General features: G+C 48.5%; 15 protein-coding genes and 1 tRNA gene. 6 read left to right on the top strand and 10 right to left on the bottom strand.

Annotation, left to right across the window (positions count from 1 at the left end):
• Positions 1 to 2 precede the first annotated feature (2 nt).
• Together HH301_RS09865 and HH301_RS09860 are read right to left on the bottom strand one after the other, a co-directional pair.
• Positions 3 to 1,346 carry an outer membrane protein assembly factor BamB family protein gene (locus HH301_RS09865; RefSeq protein WP_169568735.1) on the bottom strand — a complete coding sequence of 448 codons (1,344 nt, stop codon included), beginning with the start codon at positions 1,344 to 1,346 and terminating at the stop codon, positions 3 to 5.
• A gap of 47 nt (positions 1,347 to 1,393) precedes the next feature.
• The gene (locus HH301_RS09860) at positions 1,394 to 2,032 is read right to left on the bottom strand and encodes a tetratricopeptide repeat protein (protein WP_169568734.1); all 639 of its coding nucleotides are present in this window, start codon (positions 2,030 to 2,032) and stop codon (positions 1,394 to 1,396) included.
• Positions 2,033 to 2,195: 163 nt separating this feature from the next.
• Here HH301_RS09860 and HH301_RS09855 point away from each other — a divergent pair, with 163 nt between their 5' ends.
• Positions 2,196 to 2,375: a hypothetical protein gene (locus HH301_RS09855; RefSeq protein WP_169568733.1), complete on the top strand. Its 180-nt coding sequence runs from the start codon at positions 2,196 to 2,198 to the stop codon at positions 2,373 to 2,375.
• Between the two features lie 513 nt (positions 2,376 to 2,888).
• Positions 2,889 to 3,059 (top strand): hypothetical protein, encoded by a 171-nt coding sequence (locus HH301_RS09850; RefSeq protein WP_169568732.1) that lies wholly within the window; start codon positions 2,889 to 2,891, stop codon positions 3,057 to 3,059.
• Between the two features lie 86 nt (positions 3,060 to 3,145).
• On the opposite strand, the gene guaA is transcribed toward HH301_RS09850, so the two are convergent.
• The 6 genes from guaA to HH301_RS09820 form a co-directional block, all read right to left on the bottom strand.
• Positions 3,146 to 4,693 carry a glutamine-hydrolyzing GMP synthase gene (guaA, locus tag HH301_RS09845; protein WP_169568731.1) on the bottom strand — a complete coding sequence of 516 codons (1,548 nt, stop codon included), beginning with the start codon at positions 4,691 to 4,693 and terminating at the stop codon, positions 3,146 to 3,148.
• A 92-nt stretch (positions 4,694 to 4,785) separates the two neighbouring features.
• Complete coding sequence (locus tag HH301_RS09840) at positions 4,786 to 5,280, bottom strand: tetratricopeptide repeat protein (RefSeq protein WP_169568730.1); 495 nt, start codon at positions 5,278 to 5,280, stop codon at positions 4,786 to 4,788.
• 98 nt (positions 5,281 to 5,378) lie between these two features.
• On the bottom strand, positions 5,379 to 6,683 hold the full coding sequence (locus HH301_RS09835; RefSeq protein ID WP_169568729.1) for an RsmB/NOP family class I SAM-dependent RNA methyltransferase: 1,305 nt from the start codon (positions 6,681 to 6,683) through the stop codon (positions 5,379 to 5,381).
• Between the two features lie 23 nt (positions 6,684 to 6,706).
• A complete protein-coding gene (gene guaB, locus HH301_RS09830; RefSeq protein ID WP_169568728.1) occupies positions 6,707 to 8,167 on the bottom strand; it encodes an IMP dehydrogenase in 1,461 nt (486 codons plus the stop codon).
• Between the two features lie 172 nt (positions 8,168 to 8,339).
• Complete coding sequence (locus tag HH301_RS09825; RefSeq protein ID WP_169568727.1) at positions 8,340 to 9,056, bottom strand: RlmE family RNA methyltransferase; 717 nt, start codon at positions 9,054 to 9,056, stop codon at positions 8,340 to 8,342.
• Entirely contained in the window at positions 9,056 to 10,048 is a 993-nt protein-coding gene (locus tag HH301_RS09820) for a Ppx/GppA phosphatase family protein (protein WP_206378254.1), read from the bottom strand. The genes HH301_RS09825 and HH301_RS09820 overlap by 1 nt, the downstream gene beginning before the upstream one ends.
• A gap of 336 nt (positions 10,049 to 10,384) precedes the next feature.
• On the opposite strand from HH301_RS09820, the gene HH301_RS09815 reads away from it, so the two are divergent.
• Together HH301_RS09815 and HH301_RS09810 are read left to right on the top strand one after the other, a co-directional pair.
• Positions 10,385 to 10,458: transfer RNA gene (locus tag HH301_RS09815), tRNA-Gln, on the top strand.
• 140 nt (positions 10,459 to 10,598) lie between these two features.
• Positions 10,599 to 11,288 (top strand): hypothetical protein, encoded by a 690-nt coding sequence (locus HH301_RS09810; RefSeq protein WP_169568726.1) that lies wholly within the window; start codon positions 10,599 to 10,601, stop codon positions 11,286 to 11,288.
• Between the two features lie 86 nt (positions 11,289 to 11,374).
• Here HH301_RS09810 and HH301_RS09805 read toward each other — a convergent pair whose 3' ends face one another.
• Positions 11,375 to 11,626 carry a hypothetical protein gene (locus tag HH301_RS09805; protein ID WP_169568725.1) on the bottom strand — a complete coding sequence of 84 codons (252 nt, stop codon included), beginning with the start codon at positions 11,624 to 11,626 and terminating at the stop codon, positions 11,375 to 11,377.
• Positions 11,627 to 11,843: 217 nt separating this feature from the next.
• Here HH301_RS09805 and HH301_RS09800 point away from each other — a divergent pair, with 217 nt between their 5' ends.
• Entirely contained in the window at positions 11,844 to 12,182 is a 339-nt protein-coding gene (locus HH301_RS09800; RefSeq protein ID WP_169568724.1) for a PilZ domain-containing protein, read from the top strand.
• Positions 12,183 to 12,236: 54 nt separating this feature from the next.
• Here the strand turns inward: HH301_RS09800 and HH301_RS09795 are convergent, their stop codons facing one another.
• Positions 12,237 to 12,491 (bottom strand): hypothetical protein, encoded by a 255-nt coding sequence (locus HH301_RS09795; RefSeq protein ID WP_169568723.1) that lies wholly within the window; start codon positions 12,489 to 12,491, stop codon positions 12,237 to 12,239.
• 156 nt (positions 12,492 to 12,647) lie between these two features.
• Between HH301_RS09795 and HH301_RS09790 the strand changes: the two genes are divergently transcribed.
• A complete protein-coding gene (locus tag HH301_RS09790; RefSeq protein WP_169568722.1) occupies positions 12,648 to 13,907 on the top strand; it encodes a pentapeptide repeat-containing protein in 1,260 nt (419 codons plus the stop codon).
• The last annotated feature ends 3 nt before the right edge of the window (positions 13,908 to 13,910 follow it).

The raw sequence follows: 13,910 nt of genomic DNA, 5'->3' as shown, positions 1-13,910 counted from the left end.
AATTAGCGAAATGCCACTAGTTCGGCATCGTCCGTCAAAATAAATAACATGCCTCCGGCAATCACAGGGGCGACCGTTGCTGAATCAGAGAGGTCTATCTTCCCGAGGATTTTGCCGTCATAAGGCGAAACAGAGATCCCAATACCGGAATTGGAGACCAAAATCAATCGATCACTTGCAAGAATGGGCCCTGACCAGACAATTAGATCAGTTTTGTCTTCTACATCTTCATATTTTCCAAGTGCCTGCACCCACCGGATTCGGCCTGTCTGACGGGTTAGGCAGACAAGTTCTCCATCAGTTGTGATGGTATAGACAAAATCCCCCGCAACCCAAGGCGTCTCGAGAGTTGCAATTTCCTGGTCCCATTTCCGCTCGCCAGTTCGGGCATCAATACCGACCATATGACCTGAGAAACTAGCCGCGATTACGATACCCCGGTCGATCACAGGACTACCATTAATGTCTGTCAAAGATGTCAGAGAACTGTAGCGGCGTTTGCGTTGCAACTGATCGCTCCATGCTTGCTCCCCTGTATCCGCACGAAGGGCAAACAGCTCGCCTGTTGAGAAAGGAACAATCACAATTCCATTATCAACAGCAGGCTTCGCAGCTCCCAGAAGACCGGTTACCTCGACACCACCTTCGAAATCCCAATTGATGTCACCGGTGCGGGCATCCAAGGCATAAAGACGACTGTCGTAAGTCATCGCAAAAACTTCCCCTTCTGCCACTGTTGGAGCGGCGCGAAGTGGAACTCTCAGATCTTTTCGCCAGTACATTCCCCCACTATTTGGGTCTAAGGCCCAAACATGACCATAAGAAGTGGTGGCATAAAGACGGCCATATTCAAGAGCCAACCCGCCCCCAACAGTACCAAGCTCCTCTTCCTTAGGGGTCAGATTGACTTCCCAAAGCCGCTTACCTGTTTCCTGTTCAAAAGCACGGACATGACTGTTGCTATCCATGACAAACACTCGGCCATTGGCAACAACCGGTTTTGCCATCAATCGTTGCTCATCATCAGAGCCTGCGCCCACACTGACGCGCCAGACTTCCTGTAAGGGGCCATCCATCGTCAAATGGTGCATTGCATGGCTTGCATTCCCTTCAGACTGCGGCCAATTCTCATTTTGATAGGGCGCTGGCAAGCGCACGGTCACATCAGAGAGATCCTCATCTGGCTCTAGAGATTGTTCAAGAGCAAGTATTGAGATTCGCTCACCCGGCAGAGGGGGTTCTTCACTTTGCCCGAACCAGTCCGGCAATATGGAACAGCCAGCCAAAGAGGCAAACAATCCTGTCAGGATAATGGTCTTCCCTACTGAAGCCGCTGTCTTTTTCACGAGCAAACCCACCTTTGCAATGTCCAAGTTATTCGAAATGAGGTCAATCAGTTGAGCGTCTGAAGCAGCTGATCTGCTCTGGATTTTAGGGCCTGTGGTGCACCAGCATCTTCAGATAAAGCTGTCAGCAGCTTCTTCGCTTCTTCCGTATTGCCATCTTTCATTGCTGCCAGTGCCAGCAGTTCCTGCGCAGATGCAGACCAGATCCCGCCTGAGACTTCCAACCCGCTCACACGGCTCCGAACATCCTCAGTTGTTCCGTTATCCATCAGGTAGTAACCCGCCAGAATTCGAGCGAGAGACTTAAACTCTTCTGCAACCTCGCTTGCGGCAACCTCATCATAGACAACAAGAGCAGTCTCACCCTTGCCTGCTTTAACCAGTGCGCTAGCCTGACGAATGGACGCGAGTGCTTTATAGCTAGCGCTTCCTTCTTTCGCGAGTAAACCAAATGTGTCCGCAGCTTCCTGATATTTGTCTTCAGCCATCAGCTGGACAGCCTGCTCAAATTGACGGCCCTGCTCTCTCGCCTGACTGTTTTGATATTCCCGCCAGCCAACAACTGCAGCGGTCACGCCAACGAGGAGAACGGATGCCCCGATGATATATTTACCATAGGCTTTCCACAGTTGCAGGGATCGGTCCTTGCGAACCTCTTCATCAACTTCACTAAAAATATCGGCCACGAACAACTCCAGTATGTCTTGAATTTGCGGGATAAAATAAACTGACTACTGCCGGAACGCAAATGCTGTTGCCGACTATTCGCAGAAAAATCCGGCGGTATTTAGGCAGATCATACTTATATTTGATGACATCTGACCATTTCGGGAGAATTTGGAAGAGAAAATGCAGGAAAATGACCTCTTAAGACTAGTTGCCCTCATTATGGTTTTATTTCTCATTGCACCGGGCTTTCTTTACTATACCCGTCGAAGCGGCAAAAGCGCCGCTTTTCGAAATCTGGCAATCTGGATCATCATTGGATTAATTGCTGCTATCGGATTTTCGCTATTTGGAGGTGCATAGCGGAAGGAGACAGAATCCGTGAATGAAAATGGGCGCTAAAAACTGCGTCCGAGGGGGATTTCCCTGGGCGTTAAAAGATTATCTGACATCAAGGGCCCCACACGATAGCCGCCTGACCTCCTCGTAATCCCGCGATACCAACCCTCATTCAGTTTCGAAACGTGACGGTCTAAGTTTCAGCAAGGCGCCCACTTAAATAGTCCGGGCGTCCATAACAGGACATCAGATGTTCGATCGGCATGGTTTAAGCAACCATGTCCTTGGTATCACTATGAGTGAACGAAGCCATACCCCTAACGCAAAAACCCGTTGTTTTCCAACATGTTTTTGAATTCCAAAGACTTCTGTTCAACCTCGCGATTATGCCACACTTTTACACTAAATGCAAATTTTCTAATATCTAAAAATAGCCACTTTTCGGAACTGAAAATCGCCTAGTTTCAAGTTTACTTAAAATTCACATCTTATTGTTAGCATATGCAAGATTAGCGTATTTGGCTGGGAGTTAGGATTATGGCCATCATTATTTTGAGTAAAGAGAAACAGGCGATCGCGCAGAACCTTATTGAAACATGTGGGTTGGAACGCGCTTTCCACGCAGCCAAGCAATATGGTTGGCATGACATCGCCACATCAATCCGGGAAAAACTGAGCGCCGCAGAAGTTTCAAAGCTGAAACACTGACCTTTCTCTGGACTGCAACAAAAAACGGTGATCATTTGACCACCGTTTAGAAATTGTTTTCACATTTTCTTCCATAAAGCGGGAAATTATTCCCACTCGATCGTTCCGGGTGGTTTTGACGTTGTATCGTAAACGACGCGATTAATCCCCTGAACCTCATTGATAATCCGGGTGGAAACACGGCCAAGGAAATCATGATCAAACGGATAGTAATCCGCTGTCATGCCGTCTGTTGAAGTTACCGCCCGAAGGGCGCAGACATAATCATATGTCCGGTTATCGCCCATCACACCAACGGTGCGCACCGGCAATAAGACCGCAAAGGCCTGCCAGATTTCATCGTAAAGGCCAGCTTCACGAATTTCTTCCAGATAGATGACATCGGCTTTTCGTAGGATATCCAGACGCTCACGGGTCAGTTCACCCGGAACCCGAATGGCAAGGCCCGGCCCAGGGAAAGGATGCCGATCGACAAGATCCTTGGACATGCCAAGCTCACGGCCAAGCTCCCGAACCTCATCTTTAAAGAGTTCTCTGAAGGGCTCCAGCAGCTGCAGATCCATTCGCTCGGGCAAGCCCCCCACATTATGATGAGACTTGATCGTAACGCTCGGACCACCAGAGAAAGACACAGATTCAATCACATCAGGATATAGCGTGCCTTGCGCCAAGAATTTGGCACCGCCAACTTTGCTGGCTTCCTCATCAAACACATCGATAAAGATCCGGCCAATGGTTTTCCGCTTCACCTCAGGATCGGAAACGCCTTCCAGCTCCGCCAGGAATAACTCAGAAGCATCCCGGTGGATCAGGGGAATGTTGTAATGATCCCGGAAAAGGCTCACCACCTGTTCAGATTCGCCGGTTCGCATAAGACCATTATCCACATATACGCAGGTAAGCTGATCACCGATCGCTTCGTGGATTAGGACGGCGGCAACTGAACTGTCCACCCCACCGGATAGTCCACAAATAACCTTGGCATCACCAACCTTTTCACGGATTGCAGCAATTGACTGCTCCTTAAAGGCGGCCATTGTCCAATCACCCGGGAGACCACAGATCTTGTGAACAAAATTGGAAATCAGCAAATGCCCTTGCAGGGTATGAACCACTTCAGGGTGGAACTGCGTGCCATAAAACTTCTTCTCTTCGTTCGCGATAACAGCAAACGGAGCTCCTTTGGAAGTTGCGACCGTCTCAAAACCATCCGGGATTTTTGTAACAGTATCACCGTGGCTCATCCAGACCTGATCATGATCCCCAACAGTCCAAACGCCGTCAAACAAGCTGCAGTCTTTCACAATACTGAGTTGGGCACGTCCAAACTCGCGGTGATCAGGTGCCTCGACCCGACCGCCAAGCTGAGCACAAAGGGTTTGCTGTCCATAACAGATACCAAGGACCGGCACACCCATGGAGAAAACCTTTTCAGGTGCTCGCGGTGTCTCATCTCCAATAACGGATGCGGGACCGCCTGAGAGAATAATGCCTTTGGGATTAAAACTGTCCAGTTTTTCAGCTGCTGTGTTGAAAGGGACAATTTCGCTATAAACCCCAGCCTCACGGACCCGGCGCGCGATAAGCTGGGTGACCTGACTTCCAAAGTCGATGATCAGAATACTGTTTTTCATAGACGGTATTTACAGAGAGAACCCCGTAAAGTCCAGCCGGATTTTGGACTAAAACCGCACTTTTTTACCTGATCGATTGGAGGGACAACAGCTTAGCTTTGGCCGCCTCGATATTTAGCGATGGCGCGCTGCAAGAGTGTATATTCTGCGCAACCGAAAGTGCATATTTCATCAAGCTTCTTTAGATGCTCTTCAGCCTTCGCCAGATTGTCAGTTTTCAGGTAAGCCTCACCAATATACTCGTGGGCTCCTTTGTGGTTTGGATCAATTGAAAGCGCTTTATTATAAGCTGCAAAAGCGGCTTCATAGTTTCCATCTTGACGGTTCGCATATCCAAGATAGTTGAAGGCATCCGCATTTTCTGGATTTTTCGCAACGGCTTTCTCAAATGACGCAATTGCCATCTTCCACTTCTTTTCAGCAACTTCCTGTTTTCCCATGGTGAAATCCGGATCCTGATCCTTCGCGACTTCTGAGCTTCCAGAACTGCTGGAACTGCCGCTGCCCATGGCAAAAACCATTTCAGCTGTTAAGAGATGGGTTGCTGCCATTGCATAGAGTATTATGGCCAAGCCTTTAATTTTCATTATTCCCTCACCTGCTAGAGGTAATCACAAGACTTAGTACGCTTCAAATTAAATATGGGTTCACCTTAGGAATGAAACAAGGCAACAGTTTGTTCAGTCTAGGCTTGTCTTTGTAGGAGCGCGACAAAAAAGCCATCTGCACCAAATTGTTCTGGCGTTATCTGAAGATAAGGCCCTTCAGGAGCTTCTCTGCGTAAACCAACCTCAGACCACCTATCCCGTACCGAAATCACCTTAAATTCTGAATGACTTTTCAAGAATTGCTCAACCTGGCCCTGGTTTTCCTCAGGCAACAAGGAACAGGTGGCGTAGACCAGAGTTCCCCCGGGCTTCACATACTGTGAAGCCTGTTCGAAGATCCCTTTTTGCAACTCCGTGAGTTCGCCCAGACGCTCTTGGGTGAAGTTCCATTTCTGATCTGGTTGACGCCGCCAGGTCCCTGACCCACTGCAGGGTGCATCCACAAAAACGACATCCATTGTCGAGACCAGCGAAAGTAATTGATCACTCGCCGACCCTGCAGGCGGCAATACTGCGGTCTCAATGCAATTGATCCCTGCCCTTTTGGATCTAGGCTCGATATCCCGCATCCGCTTTTTATCGATATCAAGGGTAATAATCTGCCCCTGATTGTCCATACGATCTGCCATCGCAAGGGCCTTGCCGCCAGCGCCTGCGCAATAATCCATTACGGACTGACCTGACTTGGCGCCTGCCAGTATCGCTGCAATCTGCGCAGCTTCATCCTGCACATCCAAGGCCCCTTGCTGATATAGCGCGTGCTGCATCAGGTTGCGGGGGGATTTCAGCATAACACCGACAGGCGACACATCTGTTGAAACCGCGTCAATTCCCTCTTGCTGCAGTTGCTGCAGGACCTTTTGGACATCTGACTTCTGATGATTAACCCGGAAAGTCGCCGGCGCCCGCTCCTTAAAAGCAGCGAGAATTTGATCGGCCCGATCTCCATATGCCACCCGAATTTTCTGAACAATCCAATCCGGAAGATTTGCCACCGCACTTTCAGGAAGGTTGACATCCATCGGTGTGACCCAGGCTTTAAGAAGCTTCTCCTCTTCTGGCTCCAGTGGTGCTAGTGCATGTGGACCACTGAAGTAGGCGGATTTAATATCCGCCAGCAAAAACATATCAAAAGCCAGCAAGGAAATAATTGACCGCAATCGCGAGGAAACAGGAAGCCCCAGAAACTCCAGGTATCCGTCCAGCTCACCTCGCCGCCGCAGGATCATATAGAATTTCTCTGTGATCCAACGACGGTCCTTCGAGCCAGCAAACCGCCGGTTCCGAAAATAAGTTGAAACTACAAAATCCGCTTTACTCTGACTTTCCTCTAAAAGCTCAAGCAACTCGGATACTGCAGCCAACCGGGCTGACGGTGTCATGCTTCCCCCAGAAGTATTATTGCTTACCCTTGCCGGTAGTTCGGGGCTTCCCGTGTGATCGCTACGTCATGGACGTGGCTCTCTTTCAATCCGGCATTCGTTATGCGGACAAACTTAGCGTTTGTTTGCAAAGATTCAATACTTGCATTTCCTGTATAGCCCATCGCCGCTTTCAACCCACCAACAAGCTGGTGAATAATCGCATTGGCGGGTCCCCGATGCGGAACACGGCCTTCGATTCCTTCCGGAACCAATTTCAGATTATCTGAAACCTCTTCTTGGAAGTAGCGATCCGCAGATCCTCTTGCCATTGCACCAAGAGATCCCATACCGCGATAGGATTTGAATGACCGCCCCTGATAAAGGAAGACTTCCCCTGGGCTTTCATCTGTTCCCGCCAGAAGCGAACCGACCATGGCACAGCTTGCACCACCTGCCAGAGCTTTGGCCAGATCACCAGACGTCTTGATCCCACCATCAGCGATAATCGGGATGTTAAGTTTATGAGCGACTTCGTAGGCATCCATAATTGCCGTCAGCTGAGGCGTTCCTACACCCGCGACAATGCGAGTGGTACAGATGGAACCTGGTCCAATACCAACCTTAACGGCATCGACACCAGCACCGATCAGAGCTTCTGTGCCTTCTGCTGTGGCCACATTACCGCCGATCACTTGAACTTCATTGCTCAGTTTCTTGACGCGGCTAACAGCTTCCAGCACGCGAGATGAATGACCGTGAGCAGTATCAACAACCAGAACATCAACACCTGAAGCAATCAGTTCTTCTGCCCGTTCAATCCCGTCATCACCAATCCCGATGGCCGCAGCCACCCGAAGGCGTCCCTGCTTGTCTTTGGAGGCATTTGGGAACAAGGTTGAACGTTCAATATCTTTTACTGTGATCAACCCAATGCATTTATACGCATCATCCACCACCAACAGCTTTTCAATCCGGTGTTTGTGAAGAAGGATCTTAGCTTCTTCCTGCGTAGCACCTTCGGCTACTGTTACCAGGTTATCGCGAGTCATCAGCTCGTACACTGCTTGGCTCTCATCGGTTGCAAAGCGCACATCACGGTTGGTCAGGATACCAACCAGTTTTCCAGTTTTGCGCTCCGTCACCGGAATACCGGAGATTTTATTGATCTGCATCAGATGCAAGGCTTCTGAAAGTGGGGCTTCTGGAGAAATGGTCAGTGGATTGACCACCATGCCAGCTTCAAATTTCTTGACGCGCTGAACTTCCTGAGCCTGCTCCTGGATGGAGAGGTTTTTGTGGATCACTCCAATACCGCCTGCCTGCGCCATGGCAATCGCCATCGGGGCTTCGGTTACAGTGTCCATCGCACTTGAGATTAACGGAATCCCAAGCTCAATCTTGTTAGTCAGTCGGGTGGTGGTTTTGGCCTGAGCCGGAAGAATGTCAGAGGCTGCAGGTTGCAGCAGGACATCGTCAAACGTATAAGCTTCGCGGATTTTCATAGCAACTCCTTCGGAATTGCAGCGCAATCATAACGGCAAGTTTTAAAATTCCTAGACCAAAAATTTCAGGATCGATTTTTTTTAAGTCACGCGTCTGGAAACCCACATTTGAGAAATTTTTTAACCTTAACCAGACGCTCGACTTTTCGATTATTTCAGACGCAAATAAGCCCTAGCTTTTGAAGCCTGTTGCAATCACATAAGCTTCACGCGAATCCGGTCTGCTGGCTTCTGGCTTGGCATGTCGGACAACTGAAAAATTTCGCTTCATCAGATCCAGCAGTTCATTTTCTGTACCGCCCTTCAAGACCTTAGCGATAAAGACCCCGCCGGGCGCCAAAACATCCACCGCAAAGTCCAAAGCAAGCTCGCACATATAGACAATTCGAAGATGATCGGTCTGGCGATGACCCGTTGTTGGCGCTGCCATATCCGAAATAACTGCGTTCACCGGGCCGCCAAGACGCTCTTTAACCCGCACATCTGCATCTTCTGTCGTAAAATCAAGCTGCATCACTTCGGCGCCTGCGATGGGTTCCATCTCCAGAATATCAACGGCCAATACCTGGCCCTTGCCTTTCAAGGATCCTACCCGGTCAATCGCCACCTGGGTCCAGCCCCCGGGTGCCGCTCCAAGGTCAACTACAGAATCGCCTGGTTTCAACAGCTTATATTTGTCATCCAATTGCATCAGCTTGAAAGCTGCACGGCTACGAAGGCCCCGGTTTTTGGCTTCAACCACATAGGGATCGTTGAGCTGCCGCTCCAGCCAAAGCGTTGATGAGTATTTCCGCCCACGAGCAGACTTTACCTTGGTATGCAGCAAACGGCCTGTTGTATCACTTGATCCAACACCCGCTTTTTTGCCTTTTTTTCCATTGCCTGCCATCAGCTTAACTTCTCACTTACTTCATCTGTCTGGTCGTTGGGCGCTGCTTTCATTTCCTGATCGGCCTCGCGCATCAAACCCAATAACAGTCCTTCACGAACCCCGCGGTCTGCGACCCTAAGTTTTCTAAAGGGCCAAGCGTTATACATGGCTTGCACAATCGCACAACCGGAAACCACCAAGTCAGCCCGCTCAACACCAATACAAGGCTCAGCCACTCGCGCATCATAGCTACTGGTCGAAAGCCGCTCACATATATCAATCACCCGAGAGGTTCTGATCCACGCACCATCCACGCGGCGGCGGTTATACCTTGGCAACCCGAACATGACGCCTGCGAGCGTGGTCACAGTACCAGAGGTCCCGAGCATCTGAACTCGTCCGCTTTGTATGTGATCGGAAATCTGGAACCGATCCTCAAAAGCCTGAACATGCTCCGCCACATCCGCTATCATATTTGCATAAGCTGCATCAGATCTGGTCACGTCGCCATGACGCTCCGTCAGGGATACCACTCCATAAGGTATGGACGTCCATCCAAGAATCAAGTTCTGTCGTCCTCGCCCCAGCTTCAACCAGACCAGTTCGGTGCTGCCACCACCGATATCGAAAACCAGCGCATAGCGATTTCGGTAATCTAAAAGGGGAGCGCATCCATCCAACGCAAGATTGGCTTCCTCCTGCGTTGAGATGATATCTAACTCTATTCCCACATCTTTTCGGACGCGATCTAGAAATTCATCGCTGTTAGCGGCTTTGCGGCAAACCTCTGTCGCAACACAACGCATTCGGGAGACACCCCGGCGCCGCATTTTATCCGCACACACACCTAGCGCTTCAATTGTTCTATCAATGGCCTGTTCAGACAGTTGGCCGCTTCTACTCACGCCTTCACCCAAGCGGACGATCCGCGAAAAACTGTCCACAACACGAAAACTCTGCGCTTCCGGCTTTGCCACCAGAAGACGGCAGTTATTCGTCCCTAGATCCACAGCCCCAAATGTATGGGACCACCTTCCTTTGTTTAATCGTTTTGGTCTAGGTTTCCTTCGATATCTCCTACGATTGTCGCGCCCATTCTTTGGACTATCTGACAATGTCACTCAATCTGCCCTCCAGGACATAATAAATTCTGCCTCTCGGCACTTTGATGGATAGAGTAACAGCAATCGTCATAAGATTTCATAAAAATTTTCAACTGAAATCAAATCATCGATCAACGAGCCCAAAAGCGCCGATTTTTGAAAAAGATTTTGAATTTCGTAATTGACAGAATTTATCGGACTTGGTAGTGAAGCCGCCTACATGGGCCCAAGCGCCCAGACTGCTGGGGAATCGTCTAATGGTAGGACAGCGGACTCTGACTCCGTCAATCCTGGTTCGAGTCCAGGTTCCCCAGCCAACTTCTTCCCTGATTGAACTGAGATCTCATAACATTCTGCTATTGCTTTCAATTTCCTGAACGGGACTATTTCCAGTTAATTTAATACAATCCGTCTGCTACTAATAGCAAGACGCAGTAAATATCTGGAATCTGAACTAATGTTGAAGAGCTTACCCATCCTTGTCAGTTTGCTTACCTTAACCAGTTGCCTCTCACTACCCAAACCAACACCTAGCGGGGATATCAGTTTTAGTCGTAGCGATAACGAAGCTATGATTACGATAGCTGATCTCAACAAAGCCGAACCGGTCTTTGAATTCCGGCAGGTAGATCTTCAAAATAGAAAATTTCTAGGCGAACCCGTTAAAATTTATGGTTGCATAACCTGCTTCTTCAAAGGGAATACTTATGTAATCGAAAATGAGGACGCATACTTGCGAATGCGGTTTCTTGCCAAGAAAATACCACCAGGAAATTATGCTATAGTGCAATTCACTGAAACGTTTGATGATTTTGGCATGAGCAGAAATAGTAAAATTTCAAAAATTATTGATAGTGGATGCCTGGGCCTAGCTGCACCGGTTTTTGAAATCAAAGCAGGCCAAATTAATTTCATACGGTTTAATGGAATAGACGTAATGGATTTTGACCAAATCCATAATTATATGAAGCGACTAGAAGCTAATTTGCTTCCATACAACAAAATTACAGCAACACCTCGCCCCTCACCTCTCGCAGCAACCATCTCATTTATGACGAACGACATGCACCCCAAGGATTGTTCCTCCTCGTCTGACAATGGCAAAAGCTTTGAAATACTAAATATAACTCAACAACAGGCAGCTTAGCCTGAGACATTCCAGATTAATTAACCCAAACAAAAAAGGCAGGTTTTCACCTGCCTTCTGTTTACCCCAGCTATTCAAAGTGGGTGTTAGGAGCGAGAACCGAGCTCTTCCACAACCTCGGTAATGTCCCCTAATTCTGCTGTCAGGCTATGAAGCTGACGTCCCTTCTCCAGGAAGGATGTTGAATTCTTATCGGAAACAAGATCTGCCAACATATCCAGGGCTGCGCTATTGGCCATATTGGCCCGGTCTGCCACAGTCTTACGATCGACAGAGGCATCGCCTGAAAAATCACCCTTAAATTCGTTGACCAGAGACTTCAATTCAACCGGCTGCATGGGAATATCCTTGTTCCTGCAAACTGACTATTTGAAAAGAATTTTAAGAGAACACCGTAAACAAAGTCTTAACAAATATTTAAAGTAAATTTGCCGAATAAACAAATAAAACCGGATAAGAAAACCCCTTTTTAACTATTTTCCGCCAATCTCAGGCAATTGCTTATGAGGAGACTAGTTTGCGTATCCAGTCTTCACCATTTTTTTTGGGGGAAAAATGACTAACGAAGAGACACAAAACCGACGCCAGCACAAACGCGTGATTGTGTCACAGCCAACGATTGTCAGTACAAATGATGAAAACTTTAAGGGCCGGATCCTGAACATCTCAGCCGGAGGTGCCGGGATTAGTCTTGATGTTCAGCTCAAAGACAACACCCGGATCACAGTCAACATTGAAGATCTTGGTCTCATTCCTGCGCGTGTCGTTCGCAATATGAAAGAAGGCGTGGGCGTAAAATTTGAGATTTCCGAAGAAAAAGAGCAACGCTTCATCGAACAAATTACCGACATTATTGAGCGCAAGCGTCAGCAAAAAGAACAAAATATTGCCTGAATAGGCTGTTCAGGGGGCACTAGCCCCCTATCAACTTGACCACCCTAAAACGTCTTATCCACCTTGCCGCCCTGCAAACAGAATTTGCCGGGCGTTTTTGTGAAATTCTTCTGCCAGATCCAATTCAGCCTTAATCTCAGATAGGGATTTCTCCCGATCCGCCTCGGAAAGTTGGCTTTCTGAATTGAGTGCCGCCAGCTTTTCTACGCCGGCTGCACCGGCCAATGCGAAGCCTTTCGCCAGATACGCTGACTTGCGATCCTCAATCCATAGCTCTAGTGCGTCGACTTGCTCTTGCGTTATCTGCATTTTTGTCACCTTTTTACCTGTTTTTCTGCACCTTAAGTCCGAAACAGAAACGAACTATTAACTTTGCGGTCGTATTAGTTAAAATTCTAGCCAAATGGGCTATTCTTTCGTACTTTCGAACTCTGAAATTCAGTTGATGTATTTAAAGGGAACTCAATGTCTTCTTTGACTCCGCAAGAAATCATAATAATGCTGGAGCAACATTTAAAGTGGCTGCGCAACCCTAAAGAGGGAAAGCAAGCCGTTTTTCGGCAAATCGATTTATCCGGGGCTAACCTGGAAGGTGCGAAACTTCAGAAATCAGTTTTTTCCGGATGCAAGCTCTCCCGTGCCATTTTGAAAAACGCAAACCTAATTCAGGCAGATCTCTTTGCTGTTGACCTCACAAAAGCAGATTTGACGAACGCTCTGCTGATCAGGGCAGACCTTCGCGGAGCAGAATTGAGAGGCGCCCGGCTACATGGTGCAAACCTTCAGGAAGCAGACTTCCGTGGAGGATCCATGATTTTAGCCGGCGGCAAAACAGTCACTTTCGGATCATCGAATTTATCTGGATCCGATATGGGAGATGTTATTGCTGAAAAAGCCAATCTAAGCGGCGCCAATCTCTCTGGTGCTCAACTCGAAAATGCGAACCTTGCTTATTCCCAATTGAACGGTGCGAACCTCTCTGAAAGTCAGTTGGAAAATGCCATGCTGCAAGGCGCCAATTTGGAGAATTGTGATCTTTCAGGGTCAGCAATCAAAGGTGCCAATCTTTCAGATGCCAACATGACAGGGGCTAAAGTCGGCGGATGCGACCTTCTCGCGGCCAATCTGGAAGGCGCGAATTTGGAAGGTATTGAGCTGGAAGATGAAAAACTGAAAGCACAGCTTGCACGACAGCAAAAAATCTCGACACCTCTGCCATCCAGCCTCAAGTCCCTGCTGGAAAAGCATTTCTTGTGGGTGGAAACAAATGGAAGCGCTGGCGAACGTGCGGATCTACATGGAATGGACCTTTCCAATATGGACCTTCGCAACTGTGCGTTAAGTGGCGCCAATATGCGAGGATGCAATCTGGAGAATACCCGACTTGACGGCGCCCAAATGGTGATGAGCGATCTCTCCCACTGCAATCTGGTGGGTGTAGATATGTCTTATGCGGTTATGGAAGGGGTCAATATGTCCCGCTCCAACCTGACCCGGGCAAGCCTCAAAGGTGCCATGATTACGGCTGTTGATCTTAAAGGCCCGAATGGAGAGCCCATGGGAAAGAAATGGCCTGCAAACCTTTCAGCGGCCAACTTTAACGATGCGGATCTGGAAGGCGCGGATCTCACTCAGGCGAACCTGATTGACACCAATTTCAAAGGGGCAAATCTGAAAGATACAATCCTGACAGATGCCATCACTGAAGATGCGGTGTTTGATTAGAGC

This window comes from Sneathiella limimaris (assembly GCF_012932565.1).
GTDB lineage: Bacteria > Pseudomonadota > Alphaproteobacteria > Sneathiellales > Sneathiellaceae > Sneathiella > Sneathiella limimaris.
The sequence above is the reverse complement of the archived record's forward strand: the minus strand, read 5'-3'. Positions and strand labels throughout refer to the sequence as shown.